Here is a 22,672-nt window from a genome sequence, read left to right as displayed (position 1 = left end):
CCCCCTCAGGCAGCCCTCGGAGGCACCGGAGGGTCGTGGTCCTGTCTCCCGGGGACCGGGACCGTGTGGCCCATGGCGAGGTGCCTGAGGACCTGGCGCAGGCTGACTCCACCGCTGAGGCCTTGAGAAGCGTGGCTACCCGCGGCGAGAGTGCTCCCGGCAGCACCTGTGGCAGTGGTGGTGCTGACAGGGCTGATAGCGTCGTCAGCCCAGACTGTGACAACACTAACGACGCCCGTCTGCTGCGTGACGTCCCACCCCACTGGTAGCACCCCACCAGGTGCTGGGCAGGTGCTGGGGCGGGTCGGGTGCAGAGCTGCCCAGGGCAGGAGAGCACTGACTGCACAGCCTCGTCCTGCACAGCCTCGTCTTCCTGGCTCGTCCTGCTCCTGTCACGGTCCATCCCAGTGCGCAGGACCCTGGCCGGAGCACGTGGTGAGTGTCCTGGCCAGGGTCCTGCGGCTGAGAAGTCTGTGGCGACCTGTCCCGGTTGCCACAGGGCTGGGAGTCAGCCCCGCTGCTGGGAGAGCAGGTCGCGGATCTCGGTGAGCAGCTCGACGTCGGTCGGCTCGGCAGCCTCCTCGGCCGCCTTCCTGCGGCGCTCGTTAAGCCTGTTCATGGGCATGACGATGCAGAAGTAGACGGCTGCGGCGACCAGGAGGAAGTTGACGAGCTGGGTGACGATCGTGCCGGGCTGGATCATGTCAGAGCCGTTGATGGAGAACTCACCGACGGAGTCGAAGTTCGGCTGACCCACCAGGGCACCGATAATGCCCATGATGACGTTGGTGACGGCCTCGACGATAGGGGCGAAGGCAGCGCCGATGATGACGGCGACGGCGAGGTCGAGGACGTTGCCCTGGGCGATAAAGTCCCTGAAGCCCTTGATCATGTTGGTCCTTTCATAGCGGCGCTGGCATCTCAGCCATCGTGCGCCATCGGGGGAACGGAACAGGCGCGCTCCACAAGCGGCCACAGCGGCTCACGGACTCAGGACAATACCGAGCGCTCCAGTGGTGGCCGCAGCGGCAACCAGGGTAGCGTCACCTGAGGAAACAGCAATGGTGACAAGTGTGACTTTCGTCCCTGGTCCCCAGGGGGTGCTGTCGTCACCCGGCTGGGTCATGAGGACTCGCGCCCTGCGCGTCAGCACGGTTGACTCTGCCCCCTGGAGGGGTACCGGGCTGGACAGGACGGAGGGGGCGTCCTCGGAGGGATTCTCAGCAGCCTGTGTGCTGCTGGTGGCATCGCCACGTGCGTCGATGACGTCTACCTGCGCCCCTGGCTCCGCCAGCTCTGCCCCGACACCGACCGGTACCTGAACGACTCGCTGGTCAGGATCGAGCCCCTGGGTCAGGGCCGCGCTCGTCATGGAGGTCGTAAGAACGGTCCCAGGCTCCAGGGTGATGGCTGAGCGCTGGCCAACCACCTCCTCCCCGGCCAGGCCGGACTCAGGTAGCCCCTGTGCGGGGACGCTGCGTCGGACCACGTCGTCCTTGGTGACGACCGTGCCGGCGCTGACTTGCCTGGCGGCCACCAGCACCTCCTGGGTCGAGGGCGGGTCGGGGCGCAGCACGTTCAGCGTCGCCACCGCCGCGGCCGCCAGGCAGGCGGCTACGACCAGGTGCCGGTGCCGCCACAGCAGGAGGGAGGGGCGCCGCGCTCGGGTACGGGGCTGTGGCCGTGGCGAGCGCGGGGAGGAGGACCTGGCTTGACGTGTGCGACGACCTGCGATCATGCGGCTATGGTGCCTGTCCCCTCATCGTGAGCTGTCTGAGGACAGTAGTCCTTGTTGACGAGGTGGACCGAGCCTGGTCTGTGGTGCCCTGGCCCTGCCTGAGCGGGGAGCCCCGGGCGGGCAGGGTGCCGGGGCGATATGGTCGACGCGCGCGGGGACACCGGGACGGAGTCAGCCCGGGGGCGGTCCGCTGGAGGAGAACTGCGACCCCTCCAGCAAGAACCACTGCTCCTCACAGATGACGGCGTCAACACGCTGGTCGTGCGGCTCGACCGGGAGGCGGTCAGTGAACAGCTCGTCGGGGTGGACGACGGCGAAGGCAGGGGCGCCGTCACGGCGTAGGGGCAGCATGCGGTCGTACCAGCCGCCCCCCTGGCCCAGCCGGTGCCCTGAGCTGTCTACCGCCAGGGCCGGGACGATGAGCGCCTCCGCCTGTGCTACTGCCTGTGCGGGCAGCGTCTGCCCGCCAGGTTCGGGTGGGCGTCCCGGTGAGCGCTCGGCCAGGTCGTGGTTGCCGCGGAAGCGGCCCCAGCAGCGGGCCAGGCGTGGACCCAGGACGGGCAGCAGCACCTCAACCCCCTGCTCACTCAGCCGCTCCAGCAGGAGCCGGGTGCAGGGCTCGGCTCCCACGGAGACAAAGACGGCTACGCACTGGGCGCCGTCCACGGCCTGGAGGGCGTGGACGGTGAGTGCCTCGCACCCGGGGCCGTGACCGTGGGTGGGATGACGGTGGAAGGAGGAGCGGCGCTCCCGGAGAACCTCGCGCAGCCGCTCCTTGGCGTCGTCAGTCGTAAGGGCTCCGGTGTCAGGGAGGGTGCGGGCGCCATCGCTCATGACGTCATTGTCTCAGGTTCCCTTACCGAGGTACATACCCAGTGCGTACGGAGGGCGGGCGAGGCACGCGTGCCCGTGGTCTGTGGGCCTCTACGGGTCCTCCACAGCTTTTCTTTCTCTGCGCGCCTCTGCCGTCTCCTGACTGCGCCCAGGTTGCTGGTTCGCCCCCGCTTGTGCTGGTGCTGCCGGTGAGGGCTGCGGGGAGGTTCCTGCGGCTGGGCGGTAGCCTGGGGTCATGAGAACAGTCGCCGAGCACCTGGCCGCGTGCCTTGAGACCGTCCAGGCGGCTGCGCCGCTGGATGTCGCCCTTCCTGACGCCGTGACGTGCGTGCTGGCCCAGGACGTCGTGGCTGGGGCCGACCTGCCTGCGGCCGACCTGGCGGGAGCCGACGGCTACGCTGTTGCCTCTGCCGACCTGGCAGGCGCTTCCCTCGCGGAGCCCGTCACCCTCAGGGTGGTGGACGCCGTGCGGGCCGGGGAGGGGCGCTCTGGTCGGCTGGTGCCGGGCTGCGCGGTCCTGGTTGACTCCGGGACGGTCATGCCTGTAGGGGCCGATGCCGTAGTGCCGTGGACACAGACTGACCGTGGTGCGGACCGTGTCGCGGTCTACGGCGCCGTGCCTGGGGGGCATGGTGTGCGCCACCGTGCCGAGGATGTCGGGGCTGGGACGACGGTGCTGACCCAGGGCACCAGGGTCAGCGCCAGGCAGGTTGCTCTTCTTGCCGGCCTGGGACTGAGCCGGGTGCGGGTCCGTCCCGTCCCCCGTGTCGTTGTGGTCCCGGTCGGGGACGAGCTGGTTGAGCCGACGCGTGTCCGTGAGATCGAGGCGGTCTGTGACGCCAACGGCGCCGCCCTGGCCTCTGCCGTGACCGAGGCCGGCGGGCAGGCCTTCAGGGTGGCGGCAGTGCCCGATGACCTGAGTGCGGTGCGAGAGACCCTGGAGGACCAGCTGGTGCGGGCCGACCTCATCGTGACCACCGGCGGGCTCTCGGCGGGCCAGAGTGACTGCGTCAAGGAGGTCCTGGCGCCACTTGGGACCGTCCGCTTCGACTCGGTGGCCATGGTGCCGGGAAGGCAGCTGGGGTTCGGGACGGTCGAGGGCACTCCGGTCTTCTGCCTGCCCGGGACCCGGTCAGCGCACTCATCGCCTTCGAGGCCTTTGTTCGTCCGGTCGTGCGCCAGGTCGCCGGGTACGCCAGCCTGTACCGTAGATCCCTTCCCGCCGCAGTGTCGTCGGGCTGGCACTCCCCGGCGGGGATGCGGGAGTTCGTCCCGGTTCACCTGGTCGGCTCCCCCTCGCGCGGCTACCGTGCTGAGCCGACGGCACAGCCTGGGGCCACGCGGCTCTGCGGGCTGGCCAGGGCGAACGCGATCGCTGTGGTCCCGGAGGACACGCACACCGTTGTCGTCGGGGACACCCTGCACTGTCTTCTTCTGGACGCCTGACAGGGCCGGACGTACAGCCCGACTATGGTCAGGGTTATGCGTAGACCGGTTCTCACACGCAGGCAGCCGGGCCACAGTCCGGAGGACCTCCGGGCGGGGTGGTGGTCGTGGGCGGCTGCCCTGCCCTGGCGCAGATCGGTGGCCTCTTCTCGTTACCTGTGGCCTGTACGCCTGTGCCAGGACGATGTCACTGCCCGGGGCCTGGTACGGGACGCGGGCGTAGTGTGCCTGCGTGAGCTGCGGCCTGGCGACGAGGAGGAGTGGCTCCGGCTGCGCCTGTCCGAGGCGGGGCGGCTGGCACCCTGGGAGGCGACATGTCCTTCCCAGGCGCGTCAGGACCTGCCCACGTTCGCTGACTATGTGCGGCAGCAGGCACGGCGCGCCCGGCAGGGACAGGCTATGCCCTTCGTCCTGGAGGTGGACGGGATGCTGGCGGGGCAGGTAAGCGCCGACCCGATCCAGTGGGGGTCTGTGCGCAGTGCCCAGGTGGGCTACTGGGTCGCCTCTGCCTACGAGGGGCGGGGAGTGATGCGTCTTGCCGTCGCTATGGCCGTGGATCACCTGCTGGGACCGCAGGTAGGCCTGCACCGTGTCGAGGTCAACGTGCGTCCGGGAAACCGGCGCAGTATTGCGCTGTGCCGTGCGCTGGGACTGCGTGAGGAGGGGCTGCGTCGTGCCTTTATGCATATAGACGGGGACTGGGCCGACCACGTGTCCTTTGCGGTTCTTTCCGAGGAGCTTGGTGGCGCAGGGATGGTGGCTCGGCTGGAGGCGCGGGCGCAGACGCGAGGCGCCTGTGACTCATGAGGTTTTCGATGCAAGGGTGGTTTATGAGTTAAAAGATCATGCGTGAGTGTGGGACATTCCGGATGTCCTGTCGCTGAGCGGTCGGCGACTTACCGACGACTTACCGACGACTTACCGACGACACGGAGTGTTCCTCCGTTGATGGGCGCGTTGATGCACATACGGTTGAGATGTGGGAGTTGAGGTCTGGGCGTTCGCTGCCCTCGTCGCAGTTCTCGCTGTGTACCTTTTCCCGTTCCTGGTGCGGCGTCGTGAGATGACCGGCCAGTCCAACATCCAGGACCGCTACTCCGCCGAGCTGCGGGTCCTGGACACGGGAGCCACGGCGGCTGCGGACAGTGCGTGCGGGCGTAGCGGGCACGCGGAACTCTTTCGACGGCGACCGGAGGTCAAGGGGATGAACAGGCCGGCGGTAAGGAACGTGAGAGCCCTGCGCACAGAGCGGGAGCTCGGGCGCGCCCGGAAGGCTCACGCCCAGGCCCGGGAGCGTCGTCGGGCGGCGGCGGCCCACCGTGGTGTCGTCGCCTGTGTCCTGCTGGGGGTCTCCCTGGGGGCATGGGTCGTCGGGGCGCTGACGGTGCTGCCCTGGTGGCCTGCCCTGGTGCCGACGGCGCTTATGGGGGTCTCCATGGTGGCGGGACGGAGGGCGGCGGTGGCCTCTGCGCAGGCCGATCGGCGCGAGCGGCACCGGATCGCTGAGCTGGAGCGCGAGCTGACAGGACTGACCGGACGCCGTCCCACAGTGCCGGTCGTGGCCAGCAAGCGCTCCTTGCGCACACAGCAGCAGCCTGAGTCCCAGCCGCGCGTCCCGGCACCGGACTTTGACGACGCCGTTTTGTCCGAGCAGGACCAGCCTTCGGTCCATGTCGCCCCCAAGTTCGTCCAGGAGTCGTTCCAGGTGCGGACGCAGTCGAGGACATCACCTCAGGCTGAGAGCTCGTCTGCCTCGCTCCGGAGCGAGGCGGCTGACGAGGAGGTCGGTGCGGCAGCGGTCTCCCCGGAACCTGCGTGGGGTGCGGCGACAGCAGACGCCGACGACGCGACTCGTCGACCCGGCGTGGAGACTCCCCGGGCAAGACCGCCGCAGACGCCGCAGGAGAGCCTTGCTGCACCGCCTGAGGCCGGTGGCGGTGGCGACGTCGAGGCCGTGGGTCAGGTGAAGGACGAGGGCTCGGTGGGTAGGGTCGTCACTGCGGGCGACCCCCCGACGGCTGGCGCGGATCAGCCTGCGAGCCGGGACGAGCCGAGCCGGGGAGGCGCGAGGAAAGGGCGTGCTGAGCTCCCGACAGCGACTCCGCCCCAGGGCTGGCGCCCGGTCCATGTTCCTGCCCCCACCTACACGCTTGCGGCTCGGGCTCCTCGACGTGCCTACGAGGAGCCGGTGGTGGAGCCGGGCGTCTCCGTCCCAGTGCCAGCACGTCCACACCGGGTCAGGACTTTTACCGCGCCGGACTTTGAGGAGCGGGACTTCCAGCCGATCGACCTGGACGCAGTCCTGGAGCGCCGCCGTGCCGCAGGCGAGTAGCGGCGGTGAGTCAGGTAGTTTAGGAAGGGCCAGCCAGCTAGGTCCAACTAGGTGGGCGGTCTCACCACAGGTGGCGTTGGTGTCGGGTGCGGCAGTGGTGCTACCATCATGGGGCACTTGGGGCTATGGCGCAGTTGGTAGCGCGTCTCGTTCGCAATGAGAAGGTCGGGGGTTCGAGTCCCCCTAGCTCCACAGAGACTAGTGAGATCAGATTGTGCCGTCGGGGCTAGGCCTGGCGTTGCCTGTCGCCCCGCCTGGGCTGGGAAAGACCGTGGCGTCCTGCTGGGTACCTGCCCGAGGCCCTCGGCACGGAGGAGCTCCATGCTCAGTGTCCTGGGTCCTCGACGGTGCCGTTGACGGATAAGGTCGGCTGGGCTGGTAGCAGGCATCCCTGGAACGGGCGGCTAGGCTGGCGCACCTCCAGCGCCCGGTGGGTGGGCAGCAGCCGACGTGCTGCTGCCCACCCACCAGTGGCGGTCCGCGGGGCCGCGTGTCCAGGAGGGCGCGGGATAGGGCTTACGCGGCGGTTGGTGCGCTCGCGGCCTCGCGGGACACGGGCAGCCGACGTCCCTCGGGGGTGAAGCCCGGCTGGGGCGGGCGGATGAACACCGTGATGAGCGAGCCCAGCAGGTAGAGCAGAGCGTAGGCCCAGCACACTCCGCCGAAGCCGACGAAGGGCAGCAGCGCAGTGGCGATGGCAGGACCGAAGAAGGTGGTCAGGCCTGAGGCCAGATTGTGTGCCGATATCGCCGCGCCACGGTGCTCCGGGGCGATAGCGGGGAAGATCGCGCCCATGGGAACGAAAGCGGTAAAGCCCATTCCCAACAGCGTGGCGGCGGCGTACAGGAGCCAGAGGTTGCCACCAAAGAGCTGGGGATGTAGTAGAAGGCCAGGGTACCTGCGGCGCAGAACCAGCATCCGTACCAGCGCATCTGTCTCATCCACCCAAAGCGGTCGCCGATAATCCCCCAGAACACGTTCCCAAAGACGGTCACCAGGAACATCAGCGCCCAGACACGCATCCACTGCTGCTGTGTGATCCACTCGCCTCCGCCGTCCTCGTCGGTGGCCAGGTAGAGCGGCATGATGACGGGAAACCCGTAGAGCGTGAGGTTGCAGATGATCCTTACCACTGCCGCCAGGGCAATCTCCCGGTTCTCGGCCAGGATCGTGGCGCCGCGTGCCAGTTCGCGTATCTTGGCGCCCCGGTCCAGGTCTGCGCTCGCGTTCCGCGGGGAGGTGGGTACCAGCGCGAGGCAGATGACGGTGCCTACGCTCGCCCAGGCCAGTGAGATCCACAGGGTGCGGTACTCCCCGACGACGGGCACGATCCAGCTGGGCAGGTAGGCCCCGAGCACGCCGATACCGATGGAGTAAGAGGTCCAGAACCACCCCATGGCTGAGGCGAGTCTGGATGTGTCCACGGTCTGGGCGATAAGCACCACGAAGGAGTAGATGAACAGCGGGTAGGACAGGCCTCGGATCGCGTAGACCGACAGGATCAGGGGGTAGGACCCCAGTGGCAGGGCTATGCCCACGAACACCAGGTGCAGCGCCAGCCACGACGTGCCGCCGATCATCATGACGCGCTTGGCGCCGAACATCTCGGCCAGGACCCCTGAGGACCAGCCGGCCAGCGCCGCCATGAAGCCGTAGCAGGTAAAGACCAGGCTTGCCTGGGGCGACGTGAACCCCTGGTCAACCAGGTAGGGGGACAGGAAGGTCAGCTCAAATCCGTCCCCTGTCATGAAGACGGCTATGGCGAGGAAGCCGAAGGCCAGCTTGCGGGGCATTCCGATATCCATGGGTCACCTCGTTGTGTCGTCGACGGCCGCTCCGTCGGTGGCATGAGTATGTCCACGGCCTGGGTGACGTCCTAGAGCCCTGCATGGCACAGGCTGGTACTTTGCTGACCTCGGCTGGCTGTTGGCGTGACGGGTGGTGCCGGCCGACGTCTGTCGGTCGACACCACCGCATCAGGGCAGAGTGCTCACCTGTTGGTGTAGCCTCCGTCGACGGGCAGGCAGACCCCGGTGATCATGGCCGCCTGGTCGCTGAGGAGGAAGACGACGGGGCCGGCGACGTCGTCCTCGGTGGCCCATCGTCCTAGCGGCATCTGCTCGAGGAAAGGGCCCTCGATCTCGGGCCGCCCCCAGTACCAGGCGGACATAGGGGTCATCACGACGGTAGGGTTGACGCTGTTGACACGGATGTTGTAGCGGCCCAGCTCCAGCGCGCTGACCCGGGTCATGTTGTCCATCGCCGCCTTGGAGGACCCGTAGGCGATGTGTCCCGTGAGTCCCACGAGGCTGGCCTGGCTGGATACGTTAACGATGGAGCCGCCCCGGCCGTGACGGATCATCTGCCGCGAGGCGTGCTTGGTAACCAGCAGCGTGCTGCGGGCGTTGATCGCCATGACCTTGTCGAAGACCTCGACGTCAGCCTCCTGGGGCGTCTCGATGGCGCCTCCCCAGCCGGCGCAGTTGACTACGCCGTCAAGGTCCCGTCCCTCAATGGCGTCACGGACCTCGTCCTCCTTGGTGACGTCGAAGCGTAAGGTGGTGGCGCCGGTCTGGGCGGCGAGAGCAGCCAGGGCGTTCTCGTCGCGTCCACAGGCCAGCACCTGAGCGCCCTGGGCCGCCAGCATGCGTGCGGTTGCGCCCCCGATGCCTCCGCTTGCGCCGGTGATCAGAACTGTTCGTCCGCCGAAGTCGTGCATGGTGTGGTCCTCCAGATGTCACGTCGCTGTGATGGGTAGGTGCCCTAGGCCCCACCGGGTCTGTACGATTGTCGGCGTGCCCTGGGCGCCACCACTATGCTGGCACCACTTGGTCCTGGTGTCACGGCCCTGGTCCCCAGAGCATGAAGCGGTCTGAGCCTGGCAGTGTCGGGGCTGGGGCGTTGGAAGGTGACAGGGAATATCCTGGCACCCGGGGCTGGCGGGTGCAGCGGTGCGGCCTGTGTTGATCTCGGTACCTGGTGCCTGGCCTGTTCCCTCGCGTGTGTCGGGGTGGGTAGCGCCACAACTAGGGACGAGTCAGGGTGGTCCCCGGTAGTCGGGGACGGGGGTTAGCCAGCAGACTGGGTCGCATGACGACACAGAAGACACCTAAGCCCGGGGCAGGTGAGCCCGGCCAGCAGTCTGGTACCACTAGCCAGCCGAGTGGTTCCCACACGGTCCTGGAGTGGATCGACGTGGCTGGGGACCAGCTTGTCTCCACCGTCAGGCGGCTTATGGCCGACGGGAGCGTCCGCCGCGTGGTCCTGCGGGACTCATCGGGGCGTGAGCTGTTCAGCATCCCGATGACGGCAGGCGTGATAGCCGGAGGCGTCACGGTTGTGGCCGCGCCGGTGCTCGCCGCTGTCGGCGTCGTTGCCGCCATGGTCACCAGGGTGACTCTGGAGGTGGAGCGTACTAGTCCCGGTTCCGCGACGGGGGCTGCTGATCCCGGGCCGACTGGGGAGGAGAGAAGGAACACGCCACCAGCCGATGCTGATACGGCTCCACCACCCCGCCTCTCCCTCCCACCCAGGGGCGCGAGTGCCGAGGAGACGCCCCAGACGGGGGACACGACTGGCTGAGCTGGCTGAGACGGGCGAGCGAGGGCGGCTGAGACGAGGGGCGGACCAGTCCAGGTGCCTCTAGCCGGAAGTGGGTGCTGGGACGGCGCCAGCCCGGTAGCCCCAGTGCCCACGCGAGCGAGTGTCGAGGGTCACTCGTCACGAAGTTGACCTGAAGTTCTGAAGGTGGTTAAGTACTCGTCCGTCGCCGGAAAGGGCAAGACCCGGAACGGAGGCGTACCAAGCTCGATAACAAGCCGGGTTAACTACTCGGGCTGCTTCCTTCTGAAGTGCTTGTAGTAGTTCTGGTGGAGATGTCGGGTTGCTCTTGCTGGTTGTGCTGCTGCTGTTGTTGTGGTGGTGTGGCTGGTTGTGGGTGTGTGGTTTGAGATCTCGATAGTGTGTCTTGTTCTTTTATGCCTGTCTGGGTGGGGCTGTCCTGCTGTGGGTGTGCCTGGTTGTGGTCGTGCGTGTGTGCGTGCGGCTGGTCGGGTGTGCGTGTGGTGGGGTGGTTCTGTCTGGTTTTTTTGTGCGGGGGCTGCCTGCTGGTTTGTGGGCGGTCGTCGTGTGGTTCTTGTTTTTTTTGGAGAGTTTGATCCTGGCTCAGGACGAACGCTGGCGGCGTGCCTAACACATGCAAGTCGTACGGTGATGCCTGGTCCGCTGTTGTGGTGGGCTGGGTGGATGAGTGGCGAACGGGTGAGTAACACGTGAGCAACCTGCCCTCCTCTCCTGGATAACCTCATGAAAGTGGGGCTAATACGGGGTGTGCTCGTGCTGGTCGCATGGCTGGTGCGGGATAGGGCCTGCCTTGGGTGGGTCTGGTGGGGGATGGGCTCGCGGCCTATCAGCTTGTTGGTGGGGTGATGGCCTACCAAGGCGGTGACGGGTAGCCGGCCTGAGAGGGTGGGCGGCCACACTGGGACTGAGACACGGCCCAGACTCCTGCGGGAGGCAGCAGTGGGGGATATTGCACAATGGGCGGAAGCCTGATGCAGCGACGCCGCGTGAGGGACGGAGGCCTTCGGGTCGTGAACCTCTTTCGCCAGCGGAGAAGGTCCTGCCCGTGGTGGCGGGGCTGACGGTAGCTGGGTAAGAAGCGCCGGCTAACTACGTGCCAGCAGCCGCGGTAATACGTAGGGCGCTAGCGTTGTCCGGAGTTACTGGGCGTAAAGGGCTTGTAGGCGGCTGGTCGCGCCTGCCGTGAAATGTCCCGGCTCAACCGGGGAGTGCGGTGGGTACGGGCCGGCTTGAGTGCGGTAGGGGAGGCCGGAACTCCTGGTGTAGCGGTGGAATGCGCAGATATCAGGAGGAACACCGGTGGCGAAGGCGGGTCTCTGGGCCGTTACTGACGCTGAGGAGCGAAAGCGTGGGGAGCGAACAGGATTAGATACCCTGGTAGTCCGCGCCGTAAACGTTGGGCACTAGGTGTGGGGGGCCTTTTCCGGGGCTCCCGCGCCGCAGCTAACGCATTAAGTGCCCCGCCTGGGGAGTACGGCCGCAAGGCTAAAACTCAAAGGAATTGACGGGGGCCCGCACAAGCGGCGGAGCATGCGGATTAATTCGATGCAACGCGAAGAACCTTACCAGGGCTTGACATGTGGGCGCGGGCCGCGGAGACGTGGTCTTCTCCTGTCCTCTCGTGTTTGCGGGGGGGTGGGGGTGCCCTCACAGGTGGTGCATGGTTGTCGTCAGCTCGTGTCGTGAGATGTTGGGTTAAGTCCCGCAACGAGCGCAACCCCTGTCCCGTGTTGCCAGCACGTGGTGGTGGGGACTCTCGGGAGACTGCCGGGGTCAACTCGGAGGAGGGTGGGGACGACGTCAAATCATCATGCCCCTTATGTCCTGGGCTTCACGCATGCTACAATGGCCGGTACAGAGGGCTGCGGTGCCGCGAGGCGGAGCGAATCCCTTAAAGCCGGTCTCAGTTCGGATCGGTGTCTGCAACTCGACACCGTGAAGCCGGAGTCGCTAGTAATCGCAGATCAGCACTGCTGCGGTGAATACGTTCTCGGGCCTTGTACACACCGCCCGTCACGTCATGAAAGCCGGTGACGCCCGAAGCCCGTGGCCCTACGGGGAGCGGTCGAAGGCGGGGCTGGTGATTGGGACGAAGTCGTAACAAGGTAGCCGTACCGGAAGGTGCGGCTGGATCACCTCCTTTCTAGGGAGACTGCTGTGGCGGGGTGCCTGTCGTGCCCGTGGTCCTGGGTCGTGGTGGCCCGGGGGCTGGTGGGTGCCTGGTCGTGGTGGGGCGTGGGGGGACTGCTGGTGCCGTGCCTGCTGCCTGGGGGTGGTGGGTGGTGCTGGTTCGCCGGGTCGTGTCCTGGGTGGCTCCTCGTGGTCGGGGGGCTGGTCCGGGGGGCGGTGGCGGGCACGCTGTCGGGTTCTGGGGCCTGTGCGTCCTGGTGGCCTGGTCCTGGCTGGTGCGCGTGCGTGCGCGTGGTGGCCGGGGCGTGGGCGGGTGGTTGTGAACTGTATAGCGGGCGCGAGCGTCGGGCTGCCGTGCCGTCCTGCTGCCGTGGTGGTGGTGGGGGTGTGGTGGCCTGTCGTGGTGCAGCCGTCGTGGGCGCGCGCGTGGGCGTGTGCCTGCGGCGTGCGTGTTGTGTGGTGTGTTGTGTGTGCTTGTTTGTGTGGGCGCTCGGTGGATGCCTTGGCACCAGGGGCCGATGAAGGACGTGGTGGCCTGCGATAATCCTCGGGGAGCCGGCTGGCGGGCTGTGATCCGGGGGTCTCCGAATGGGGTGACCTGGCACGAGCTGTGTCGTGCCACCCGTGCGTGGGCGTGTGCCTGTGCGTGGGGGGTGACGCGGGGAAGTGAAACATCTCAGTACCCGCAGGAGAGGATATTCCGTGAGTAGTGGCGAGCGAAAGCGGAGGAGGGCCAAACCGTGCGCGTGCGTTGACCCGGCAGGGGCTGCGCGTGCGGGGTTGTGGGGCCTGGCCGTGGCTCTTCTGCCGGAGGGCCGCGTTGTGCTCGTGCTGGTAGCCGAGTCCTCTGGGAAGGGGAGGCGTAGAGGGTGAGACCCCCGTAGGCTAAGCCGGCCGGGCGCGCGTGGGCCGGGTTCCCGTGGTAGCACGGGGTCCGTGGAGTCCTGTGCGAGTCTGCCAAGACCGCTTGGCTGCCTGAATACCTCCTGGTGACCGATAGCGGACCAGTACCGTGAGGGAATGGTGAAAAGTACCCGGGAGGGGAGTGAAACAGTACCTGAAACCGGGCGCCTGCAAGCCGTCAGAGCCTCCTGCCCGCGGGGTGGGGGGTGGTGGCGTGCCTTTTGAAGAATGAGCCTGCGAGTCAGTGGCGCGTCGCGAGGTTAACCCGTGGGGGCAGCCGTAGCGAGAGCGAGTCCTGTCAGGGGCGGTTGAGTGGCGCGTCGTGGACCCGAAGCGGGGTGATCTACCCATGGCCAGGTTGAGGCGCGTGTAAGAGCGCGTGGAGGACCGCACCCACCTGGGTTGAAAACCGGGGGATGAGCTGTGGGTAGGGGTGAAAGGCCAATCAGACTCCGTGATAGCTGGTTCTCCCCGAAATGCATTTTGGTGCAGCGTCGCGTGGTTCCCGGCGGAGGTAGAGCTACTGGGTGGCTGATGGGCCCCACAGGGTTACTGAGGTCAGCCAAACTCCGAATGCCGTCGGGGTGGAGCGCGGCAGTGAGACCGCGGGGATAAGCTCCGTGGTCGAGAGGGAAACAGCCCAGACCGCCGGCTAAGGCCCCTAAGCGCGCGCTAAGTGGGAAAGGATGTGCGGCCGCGCAGACAACCAGGAGGTTGGCTTAGAAGCAGCCATCCTCGAAGGAGTGCGTAACAGCTCACTGGTCAAGTGGTCGTGCGCCGACAATGTAGCGGGGCTCAAGCGCGCCGCCGAAGCCGCGGGCCCGTCGCGTGGTCCCTACTGTCCTGTCCTGGTGGGCGGGGTGGTCAGGGGCGGCGGGTGGTAGGGGAGCGTCCCGCACGGGGTGAAGCCTCGGGGTGACCCAGGGGTGGACGGTGCGGGAGCGAGGATGCAGGCATGAGTAGCGATACTAGGGTGGGAAGCCCTAGCGCCGAATGACCAAGGGTTCCAGGGCCAGGCTAGTCCGCCCTGGGTGAGTCGGGGCCTAAGGCGAGGCCGACAGGCGTAGTCGATGGACGACGGGTTGATACTCCCGTACCGGCCTGGTACCGACCGTGCTGACGCGCGGGTGCTGACCTGCCCTCCTGGTGGTGTCCCGGCGGCCTGTGGCCGTGGGGGCGCCCGGGGGCGGGGACCCTCCGTGCTGGTAGGCAAGCGTGTTAACAGGGGTGACGCACAGTGGTAGCCTCCGCGGGCCTGATGGCTTGGCCCGTCCAAGCGCGCAGCCTGTCCCCCAGGCAAATCCGGGGGGCGGTCCTCCTGCCCGTGGTGGGTGGGGGGGCGGGGTGAGGCGTGATGGTGACCCTGCCTGCGGGCGGGGGAAGCAGGGTGATCCTGGGGTGCCGAGAAAAGCCTCGACGCGATGGTGCCGGCCGCCCGTACCCTATACCGACACAGGTGGTCGGGCAGAGCATGCCTAGGCGCACGAGTGATTCATGGTCAAGGAACTCGGCAAAGTGCCCCCGTAACCTCGGGAGAAGGGGGCCCGGGCCCTGAGGCCCCGTCGCGGGCTAGGGGTGAGGGCCGCAGAGACCAGGGAGAAGCGACTGTTTACTAAAAACACAGGTCCGTGCGAAGCCGCAAGGCGAGGTATACGGACTGACGCCTGCCCGGTGCTGGAAGGTCAAGAGGAGCCCTCAGCCCCCTCTTTTTTGGGGGTGAAGGGCGAGTCCAAGCCCCAGTAAACGGCGGTGGTAACTATAACCATCCTAAGGTAGCGAAATTCCTTGTCGGGTAAGTTCCGACCTGCACGAATGGCGTAACGACTTCTCCGCTGTCTCGACCATGAGCTCGGCGAAATTGCACTACGAGTAAAGATGCTCGTTTCGCGCAGAAGGACGGAAAGACCCCGGGACCTTTACTGCAGCTTGGTATTGGCGCCCGCCCCGGCCTGTGCAGGATAGGTGGGAGACCGTGACCCCGCGCGCCAGCGCGGTGGCGAGTCGCTGTTGGGATACCACCCTGGCCGTGGCGTGCGCCTGAACCTCGGTCCGTGACCCGGGCCAGGGACAGTGCCTGGTGGGTAGTTTAACTGGGGCGGTTGCCTCCTAAAGAGTAACGGAGGCGCTCAAGGGTCCCCTCAGCCTGGTCGGCAACCAGGTGTCGAGTGCAAGCGCACAAGGGGCCTGACTGCGAGACCGACGGGTCGGGCAGGTACGAAAGTAGGAGCTAGTGATCCGGCGATCCCGTGCGGGTGGGTCGTCGCTCAACGGATAAAAGGTACCCCGGGGATAACAGGCTGATCCTGCCCAAGAGTCCATATCGACGGCATGGTTTGGCACCTCGATGTCGGCTCGTCGCATCCTGGGGCTGGAGCAGGTCCCAAGGGTTGGGCTGTTCGCCCATTAAAGCGGTACGCGAGCTGGGTTTAGAACGTCGTGAGACAGTTCGGTCCCTATCCTCTGCGCGCGCAGGAGACCTGAGAGGGCCTGTCCCTAGTACGAGAGGACCGGGACGGACGAACCTCTGGTGTGCCAGTTGTCCCGCCAGGGGCACGGCTGGTTGGCCACGTTCGGGACGGGTAACCGCTGAAGGCATCTAAGCGGGAAACCAGCCTCAAGACGAGGTCTCCGCCACCCCTCCTAGGGGGTGGGAAGGCCCCCAGCAGACCACTGGGTGGATAGGCCGGAGGTGGAAGCAGGGCAACCTGTTGCGAGCCGACCGGTACTAACAGGCCGACACAAGCACGCACCCGCCGCCAGCCCTGCCACGGCTGCCGGCCGCGCCCGCTGTACGGTCCACGACCACCCCACCACCACCGCCACCTTTGTGCGCGGGTCCCCGGCCACGTCTCGGTGGTCACAGCGGCAGGGCCACGCCCGGTCCCATCCCGAACCCGGAAGCTAAGCCTGCCAGCGCCGATGGTACTGTCCCCGCCAGGGGACGGGAGAGCAGGACACCACCGAGCACACACCACCCCCACCCCGCCCCCCCGGGGGGCGGGGGTGGGGGAGCAAAAGAAAAAAAGGGGGCGGAGGCGCGGGGGCGCCGACACCACCCCGGCCACCCCCCGGCCCGGCCGCCCCTGTCGGTGACGCGGTTGACGAGGGCGCGGCCGTGAGCCGCAAGGGGCCAGGAGCACGCGGTCGGGCCTGGCACCAGGGGCCGGCCAGGCCGCCCCCGCGGGTAGTCACGTGCAGGCCCCTGTGCGGCCACCGCCGCGGGCGGGAGAACCACCCGCACGAGGCCCCCACCCCACCCGCTGCCTCCCCTCTCTCCTCGTTGTCGTCCAGGAGCTGGCCCCCACGAGGCACGCACCCCTCCGCCCCGCAAAAAAAAAGGGGCAAGGAAGGGGGGGCGGCCCGCCCGTGCCACCACACGGACCGCGAGCCGGAGCACCCCCCTCGGCGGCGACACGCCCCCGCACGCGCCCCCTGCGGGTCCCCCTCAGATCCACGACCCCAGCAGCATGTGCCACCGCCACACCTCGTAGGACACCGTCGTCCCAGTCCACACACACCACCAACCCACTGCGAAGGCCACAGCCGCTACCGTCACTACACCAACCAGGACCACACCACCACGGCGTACCCTCTCGGCAGGCACACCCGTCCATCGCTGGACGACAGGCAACGGCCTTTGCCTGCTCACTGACATCTCCTCGGAGCTAGAACACACCGCCGCCAGGCCACGTCGGCCCTCGCAACTAGTTGTGTCGCTGCTGCTTTCAGCACCGGTCAGTTCAGCACCGGTCACTGCTGCGTCGCTGCTGGGACTGACCACGTCACCAGGTCCTGTGCGGTCCTCTGCGAGGACATCGTCGGCGTCGACCCGGTAAGCGCCAGGGGACCGTCGAACCCGGCCGCCGAGCCACCGCCGCATCCGCCTGACGGACAGCACCCATCCTCCTTCGTCGCCAGGCGGTGTCCCGGGCAGCGGTGGAAGCAGGCCTGAGGCCATGCCCAGCCCTAGAACCAGAACCAGCACGACAAAAGGCACGAACGCGACCGTGTAGAAGGTAAAGATGGTGCGGTCAGGGTACTGGAACCACGGCACGTACAGGCCCAGGTAGCCAGCGAGTGGCACCCAGGCGCGCCAGTCACGGCCGACGGTCGCCAGGAGAACCACGGCGACCAGCGCGACGCAGGCAGCCCACCACACCGGGATGTTACCGATGGAGGTGATGGCCTGGACGCACTGCTGCGATCCGCAGTCCTGGCCTGCCAGCTCCTCCTCGCCGGCCCAGTAGAATGAAGTCGGTCGCAGTTGCAGCAGCCATCCTGCGGGACGGGACTGGTAGGGGTGCTCGGAGTCCAGACCCACGTGGAAGGTGTACATGGACAGGTGGTACTCCACCAGGTCGTTGAGGGCGTCAGGTAGCCAGGACCGTGCCGATTCCCCCACTGCTGCCCGCTGCTGAGCGGCCCAGCCGTGCTTGTAGGCGCCGTCGTGCGTGAACCACGACCACCACATGAGAAGGTAGACCAGGGCGGTCGTGGGGACAAGCCGGATGAAGTCACCGATCCCGCGGGAGAGTGTCCCCTCCAGGAACCACGCCTTTGCCTGCACCTTCTTCAAGGCCTGGGTGTCCCACACCACGACCATGACCCCTACAACCGCCAGCAGGTACAGGCCGGACCACTTGATGGAGCAGGTCAGTCCCAAGGCTGCTCCTGTGGCCCACAGCCAGGGACGTACGTGTGCGCGAGGAGCGAGATGGCCAGCGCCTGTGCCAGCAAGGTCCCGGGCCAGCCTGGCCCGGGACCACTGGCGGTCGCGCACCAGGCAGTACATCGTCAGGGTCGCGAACAGGCCTACGAAGACGTCCAGGAGCCCGATCCTGGACTCGGTGAGGGCGACCCCGTCAATGGCTAGCAGCAGCCCTGCCAGTCCTGTCAGGACCGGGGAGCCGGTCAGCCGGAACGTCAGGCGGGCTAGGAGTACCACGGTCAGGACGCCAGCGATCGCGGGGACGATCCTCCAGCCCACCGGGGACTCAGGCCCAAGAGCCTGCATGCCCAGACCGATCAGCCACTTGCCGAGCTGGGGGTGGACGACGAAGCTGGGCTCCGTCGACATCCCGGAGAAGTCTCCCGCTGCGAACAGCTCGTCCGACCCTTCTGCCCACTGTGCTTCGTAGCCCACGGTCCACAAGGCGTAGGCGTCCTTGACGTAGTAGGTCTCGTCAAACATGAGGGTGCTGGGATGAGCCAGTCCGAGGAGCCTGAGCAGGGTGGCAATGATCCCGGCTGCCCCGGTCGCCACCCAGCCGCGGACGCGGACGGCCCGGGGAGCCTGCGACCCCGCGGGGTCAAGCCCCAGTGCGGCGCGCAGGTCGTCCTCGGCGCGCTGCCCGTCCTCCGCGCGGTTGGGCTGGGCTGGGCTGGCCGTGTCCTGCAGGTCGGCTCCAGCCGTTCCTGCCTGTGCGTCGGCAGCCTTGTCGGGGGACGACGTACTTGCAGTGGTCACGTCGCGAGTCTAGGGGGACGGTCATACTGGCCCCGTGGATGACAGCACCTTCTCCGCTGGCAGCGTTTCCAGTGCCCGGGCACCCCAGGGGGACCAGGCGGATCTCGCCGAGTCCGTTGGCTCCTTCCAGTCGGCCCCGGTTCCCGAGCGGAGGCGAGAGGGTACCGCGATGCCGGGCGGCGGGCCTGGTACCCAGACAGCCTCCGGACCGCGGCCGGGAACCATCACCTTGGCCGCGACCCCGATCGGTCACGCGGACGACGCCTCCCTGCGCCTGCGCAGCCACCTGGAGAGCGCGGACCTTCTCGCTGCGGAGGACACGCGGCGCCTGACGAGCCTGGTGCGGCGGCTGGACGTGGTTCCTCGAGGACGGGTGGTCTCCCTCTACGAGCACAACGAGAGTGCTCGCGCTGCCGACCTTGTCGCTGCGGCCCAGGAGGGACGCAGCGTCGTCGTGGTCTCGGACGCGGGCATGCCCGCGATCTCGGACCCGGGATACCGTCTTGTCGTGGCGGCAGCGCAGGCAGGTGTCCCGGTTACCGTGATTCCCGGCCCCTCTGCGGTACTTACCGCTCTGGTGCTGTCGGGACTTCCAACCGACCGCTTCTGCTTCGAGGGCTTTCTGCCTCGCAAGGACAGCGAGCGGCGTAGGGTACTGCACGACCTTGCAGGGCAGACACGCACTATGGTCTTCTTTGAGTCGCCTCGGCGGGTCGGTACCACGTTGCAGGTCATGGCCGAGGTCCTCGGTGCGGACCGACCCGCCGCCCTGTGCCGGGAGATGACCAAGACGTTCGAGGAGGTGCTTCGGGCAGACCTGGGCGATCTCGCCCGGCTCGCCACTGACGGTGTCCGGGGGGAGGTTGTTCTGGTGGTCGCTGGCGCCCGGCCCCCAGTGGCTGACACCCGGGCGGCGGCTCGCGAGGCTCTTGCCCTGGCTGAGGACGGCATGCGGCTCAAGGAAGCGGCAGCCCAGGTCGCCAGGGAAGTCGGCCTGCGTCCCAACGAGGTCTACCGCGCCGCCCTGGCCTGCCGGGGTCGCTGAGCGTGCTGGGCCAGTCAGCCCCGGGGCCACCCTCCTTGTCCGTATCCGCCCTGGTACCCGCTGGGGTAGCCAGGGCCCTGGGGCGGAGGCGAGGATGCTGGCGCCGCCTCGGCAGGAGGCTGCTGCGCGCCCGTGGCCGGTGACACGGATGGTGAGGTCGGCGCAGTGTGGTCGTGGCTGGTTCCTGGGGGAGGACTGTAGCCCTGCCCGGGTGCTGTGTACGGTGTGTAGCCGGTATTGGGCGCCTGCGTGCCTCCGTAGGCCCCGGGGCGACCAGGTACTGGCGAGGCGGCTGCCGCAGAGGTAGGCGCCGGGGGCTGGGAGCCTCGGGCGCGGCGGCGTCTGGTGAGCCAGATCAGGCCGACAACGACCATGGCGAGGCCAGCCGTGCCGGTCAGCGGTGCGACCAGGATGCCCCCGACGAACCCGAAGATGCCGCTCACGCTTGCCGCCAGGCCGATATAGACGTCCTGGTCGGTGCTGCTGGTGCAGGTGATGGTGTAGTCACCAGCCTCATTGGTGACGAAGGTCGCGAACAGGGTGTGGTTGTTGACGGTGACAGTGCCGGTGATGTTCGTGTTGACACTGACGTCGTCGTCCTGCGGTGAGGCCACCTGGCAGTCTGGGGTGGATCCGGAGTCGTCGTAGTACAGGCCGTAGGTGGTGTCGTTCTCCAGCTCGGCCTGCATCTCGTAGCCTGTGCTGAACTGGCTGAGTGACGTCGCGCTGGCGACGGGACGCAGGCTGGCGTAGAGGAAGACCCCGGCACCCAGGAGCAGGACAATCCCTGCCACCAGCAGGAGCACCGGCCCCCGCAGTGACCTGGAGGGCACGCCGCCTCCCGATCCAGGTGGTACAGGTGACAGCCCGAGGCGGGTCCCGGGGAGGTGGCCGCATAGGGGAGGGCTGGCCCGTGGGGTGGGGCCGTAGCCGCCGTAGCCAGGAACCGCGCCGGGGCTGCTGGCGGGAGCGGGCTGGCCGGTGCCTGCACCAGGGGCGTGGCCAGCCGGATAGGGCGAGGGCCTGGCGGCTGGGATCCTGGGAACTGAGTCATGACTGGCCTTCGTGATGCTGCGTGGACTCCTGGGACGGACTTGGGCACTGCCGACGCAGGGCTGGTGGCGCTGGTGACAGCGCAGACACCGGCGCTGGGCGTCGGTGCGCACGGCCCGACCGGGGCCACCATAGCGTCAGACCCTCGCGCCTGTCCTTCTGTGTCCTACAGTGTCCAGTGTCCGTGGTTGTCGTCCGCGGTGCTGTCTACGTCGTCCACAGTGAGTTCGTCAGCGGCGGTCGAGCCCAGTGTGAGCAGATAAGGTGGCCCCATGACCCACATCCTGTCCGCAGTCGCCTGGCCCTACGCCAACGGCCCGCGCCACATCGGCCACGTCGCCGGCTTTGGAGTCCCCTCTGACGTCTTTTCCCGGTACATGCGCATGGCGGGCCACGACGTGCTCATGGTGTCGGGTACGGACGAGCACGGCACCCCCATCCTCGTCGCCGCCGACGAGGAGGGAGTCAGCGCCCGTGAGCTGGCGGACCGCAACAACCGCCTCATTGTCGAGGACCTGGTAGCCCTGGGCCTGTCCTACGACCTGTTCACCCGTACCACAGCAGGTAACCACTACCGGGTGGTGCAGGACATGTTCCGAACGGTGCGGGACAACGGCTACATGGTCCAAAAGGCTACCCGCTCGGCCATATCCCCCTCCACGGGGCGTACCCTGCCAGACCGCTACATTGAGGGAATCTGCCCCATCTGCGGCTCTTCCCGGGCCAGGGGCGACCAGTGCGACTCCTGCGGCAACCAGCTGGACCCCACCGACCTGATCAGCCCGCGCTCTCGGATCAACGGAGAAGTGCCCGAGTTCGTGGAGTCCACCCACTGGTTCCTGGACCTGCCCGCCCTGGCCTCCTCCCTGGGGGCCTGGCTGGAGGAGCGTGCGGCCTCGGGGACCTGGAGGCCCAACGTCATCCGGTTCTCCCAGAACCTTCTCGACGACGTGCGCCCCCGGGCCATGACACGCGACATCGACTGGGGGATTCCTGTCCCGGGCTGGGAGGACCAGCCTACCAAGCGTCTCTACGTGTGGTTCGACGCCGTCATCGGCTACCTGTCGGCCTCCGTCGAGTGGGCCCGGCGTAGCGGGGACCCCAGGCCTGGCGGGCCTGGTGGAACGACCCGGCCGCCCTGTCCTACTACTTCATGGGTAAGGACAACATCGTCTTCCACTCCCAGATCTGGCCGGCCGAGCTCCTGGGCTACGACGGCGAGGGAGAGCGTGGAGGAGCAGCCGGGACCTGGGAACCCTGAACCTGCCCACTGAGGTGGTCTCCAGCGAGTTCCTCACCATGGAGGGAAGGAAGTTCTCCTCCAGCCACGGTATCGTCATCTACGTACGTGACTTCCTCCAGAGGTACCAGGCTGACGCCCTGCGCTACTTCATCTGTGCCGCCGGACCGGAGACCGCCGACGCCGACTTCACCTGGGCGGAGTTCGTGCGCCGTACCAACGGGGAGCTGGTAGCAGGCTGGGGCAACCTGGTCAACCGCACCGCCTCCATGATCCACAAGCGCTTCGGGGCCGTCCCGGCTCCAGGAAGGCTCCAGGACGTAGACCGTGCCCTCCTTGACTCCGTCGAGGCCGGCTTCGCTACGGTGGGTGACCTCATCGCCCGGCACCGCCAGAAGGCGGCTCTGGCAGAGGCGATGCGCCTGGTGGGCGAGGCAAACAAGTATGTGGCTGACACCCAGCCCTTCAAGCTCAGGGGGAGGACGAGGAGACCCGAGACCGGCTGGCCACCGTGCTCCACACGCTGGCCCAGGTCGTGGCCGACCTCAACCTCATGCTCTCGCCCTTCCTTCCCCACGCGGCCAACGACATTGACAGGATCCTGGGCGGTGAGGGGACGGTGGCGCCTATGCCTCATGCCGAGGAGGTCGACGAGCTGGACCCGGAGATCCTGCCGGAGGCCTTTGCCGGGCGCCAGGGCTACCCGGTGATCACCGGCGACTACACCGGCGCGCCGACATGGGGGCGCCACCCGGTCGTCGTGGGGGCGGAGGTTGCCAGGCCGGCACCTGTGTTCACCAAGCTGGACGAGGCCGTCGTGGAGGAGGAGCTGGCGCGATACGCTGCCCTGGTGCATCCCGAGACTGACGGTGCCGGTGCCTGAGCAGGGAGATGGGAGCAGC

Annotated in this window: 14 protein-coding genes, 1 tRNA gene, 3 rRNA genes and 2 pseudogenes; 12 read left to right on the top strand and 8 right to left on the bottom strand. The window is 67.6% G+C overall.

Annotation, left to right across the window (positions count from 1 at the left end):
* The first annotated feature begins 35 nt into the window (after window positions 1-35).
* Window positions 36-269, top strand: a complete 234-nt coding sequence (locus tag D5R93_RS11370; RefSeq protein WP_243106759.1) for a transcriptional regulator — start codon at window positions 36-38, stop codon at window positions 267-269.
* Between the two features lie 239 nt (window positions 270-508).
* Here D5R93_RS11370 and mscL read toward each other — a convergent pair whose 3' ends face one another.
* The 3 genes from mscL to D5R93_RS11355 all read right to left on the bottom strand — a co-directional run bounded on the left by mscL (window position 509) and on the right by D5R93_RS11355 (window position 2,572).
* Complete coding sequence (gene mscL / locus D5R93_RS11365; RefSeq protein ID WP_119837143.1) at window positions 509-892, bottom strand: large conductance mechanosensitive channel protein MscL; 384 nt, start codon at window positions 890-892, stop codon at window positions 509-511.
* Between the two features lie 90 nt (window positions 893-982).
* A complete protein-coding gene (locus D5R93_RS11360) occupies window positions 983-1,738 on the bottom strand; it encodes an SAF domain-containing protein (RefSeq protein WP_119837144.1) in 756 nt (251 codons plus the stop codon).
* A 171-nt stretch (window positions 1,739-1,909) separates the two neighbouring features.
* Window positions 1,910-2,572: a 5-formyltetrahydrofolate cyclo-ligase gene (locus D5R93_RS11355; protein WP_119837145.1), complete on the bottom strand. Its 663-nt coding sequence runs from the start codon at window positions 2,570-2,572 to the stop codon at window positions 1,910-1,912.
* A 235-nt stretch (window positions 2,573-2,807) separates the two neighbouring features.
* On the opposite strand from D5R93_RS11355, the pseudogene D5R93_RS11350 reads away from it, so the two are divergent.
* From D5R93_RS11350 to D5R93_RS11335, 4 genes and pseudogenes are all read left to right on the top strand, one after another.
* Window positions 2,808-4,018: pseudogene (locus D5R93_RS11350) on the top strand (molybdopterin molybdotransferase MoeA).
* A gap of 138 nt (window positions 4,019-4,156) precedes the next feature.
* Complete coding sequence (locus D5R93_RS11345; protein ID WP_243106757.1) at window positions 4,157-4,825, top strand: GNAT family N-acetyltransferase; 669 nt, start codon at window positions 4,157-4,159, stop codon at window positions 4,823-4,825.
* Window positions 4,826-4,997: 172 nt separating this feature from the next.
* Window positions 4,998-6,350, top strand: coding sequence for a hypothetical protein (locus D5R93_RS11340; RefSeq protein ID WP_120205324.1), 1,353 nt, complete (start codon window positions 4,998-5,000; stop codon window positions 6,348-6,350).
* Between the two features lie 119 nt (window positions 6,351-6,469).
* Window positions 6,470-6,542: transfer RNA gene (locus D5R93_RS11335), tRNA-Ala, on the top strand.
* Window positions 6,543-6,866: 324 nt separating this feature from the next.
* On the opposite strand, the gene D5R93_RS13645 is transcribed toward D5R93_RS11335, so the two are convergent.
* The 3 genes from D5R93_RS13645 to D5R93_RS11325 form a co-directional block, all read right to left on the bottom strand.
* Window positions 6,867-7,169 carry an MFS transporter gene (locus D5R93_RS13645; RefSeq protein WP_243106755.1) on the bottom strand — a complete coding sequence of 101 codons (303 nt, stop codon included), beginning with the start codon at window positions 7,167-7,169 and terminating at the stop codon, window positions 6,867-6,869.
* Window positions 7,067-8,155: an RbtT/DalT/CsbX family MFS transporter gene (locus D5R93_RS11330; protein ID WP_205570051.1), complete on the bottom strand. Its 1,089-nt coding sequence runs from the start codon at window positions 8,153-8,155 to the stop codon at window positions 7,067-7,069. The genes D5R93_RS13645 and D5R93_RS11330 overlap by 103 nt, the downstream gene beginning before the upstream one ends.
* A 185-nt stretch (window positions 8,156-8,340) precedes the next feature.
* Window positions 8,341-9,069, bottom strand: coding sequence for an SDR family oxidoreductase (locus tag D5R93_RS11325; RefSeq protein ID WP_120205322.1), 729 nt, complete (start codon window positions 9,067-9,069; stop codon window positions 8,341-8,343).
* A gap of 371 nt (window positions 9,070-9,440) precedes the next feature.
* On the opposite strand from D5R93_RS11325, the gene D5R93_RS11320 reads away from it, so the two are divergent.
* From D5R93_RS11320 to rrf, 5 genes are all read left to right on the top strand, one after another.
* The gene (locus D5R93_RS11320) at window positions 9,441-9,932 is read left to right on the top strand and encodes a DUF4342 domain-containing protein (RefSeq protein ID WP_120205320.1); all 492 of its coding nucleotides are present in this window, start codon (window positions 9,441-9,443) and stop codon (window positions 9,930-9,932) included.
* Between the two features lie 559 nt (window positions 9,933-10,491).
* Window positions 10,492-12,075 (top strand): 16S ribosomal RNA (locus tag D5R93_RS11315).
* Window positions 12,076-12,097: 22 nt separating this feature from the next.
* Window positions 12,098-12,385 carry a hypothetical protein gene (locus D5R93_RS11310; RefSeq protein WP_120205318.1) on the top strand — a complete coding sequence of 96 codons (288 nt, stop codon included), beginning with the start codon at window positions 12,098-12,100 and terminating at the stop codon, window positions 12,383-12,385.
* A 147-nt stretch (window positions 12,386-12,532) separates the two neighbouring features.
* Window positions 12,533-15,713 (top strand): 23S ribosomal RNA (locus D5R93_RS11305).
* A 101-nt stretch (window positions 15,714-15,814) separates the two neighbouring features.
* A 5S ribosomal RNA gene (gene rrf, locus D5R93_RS11300) occupies window positions 15,815-15,931 on the top strand.
* The 16S, 23S and 5S rRNA genes sit together here, the layout of an rRNA operon.
* 479 nt (window positions 15,932-16,410) lie before the next feature.
* On the opposite strand, the gene D5R93_RS11295 is transcribed toward rrf, so the two are convergent.
* Window positions 16,411-18,432, bottom strand: coding sequence for a dolichyl-phosphate-mannose--protein mannosyltransferase (locus D5R93_RS11295; RefSeq protein ID WP_119837158.1), 2,022 nt, complete (start codon window positions 18,430-18,432; stop codon window positions 16,411-16,413).
* 169 nt (window positions 18,433-18,601) lie between these two features.
* On the opposite strand from D5R93_RS11295, the gene rsmI reads away from it, so the two are divergent.
* Window positions 18,602-19,477, top strand: a complete 876-nt coding sequence (rsmI, locus tag D5R93_RS11290; protein ID WP_119837180.1) for a 16S rRNA (cytidine(1402)-2'-O)-methyltransferase — start codon at window positions 18,602-18,604, stop codon at window positions 19,475-19,477.
* Between the two features lie 14 nt (window positions 19,478-19,491).
* On the opposite strand, the gene D5R93_RS11285 is transcribed toward rsmI, so the two are convergent.
* Window positions 19,492-20,310 carry a hypothetical protein gene (locus D5R93_RS11285; RefSeq protein WP_119837159.1) on the bottom strand — a complete coding sequence of 273 codons (819 nt, stop codon included), beginning with the start codon at window positions 20,308-20,310 and terminating at the stop codon, window positions 19,492-19,494.
* Between the two features lie 492 nt (window positions 20,311-20,802).
* Between D5R93_RS11285 and metG the strand changes: the two are divergent.
* Window positions 20,803-22,653, top strand: a pseudogene (gene metG / locus D5R93_RS11280) (methionine--tRNA ligase).
* Window positions 22,654-22,672 lie beyond the last annotated feature (19 nt).

Origin of the sequence: Actinomyces lilanjuaniae, from assembly GCF_003606385.1 — a bacterium.
Classification (GTDB): Bacteria; Actinomycetota; Actinomycetes; order Actinomycetales; family Actinomycetaceae; genus Actinomyces; species Actinomyces lilanjuaniae.
The sequence above is the reverse complement of the archived record's forward strand: the minus strand, read 5'-3'. Positions and strand labels throughout refer to the sequence as shown.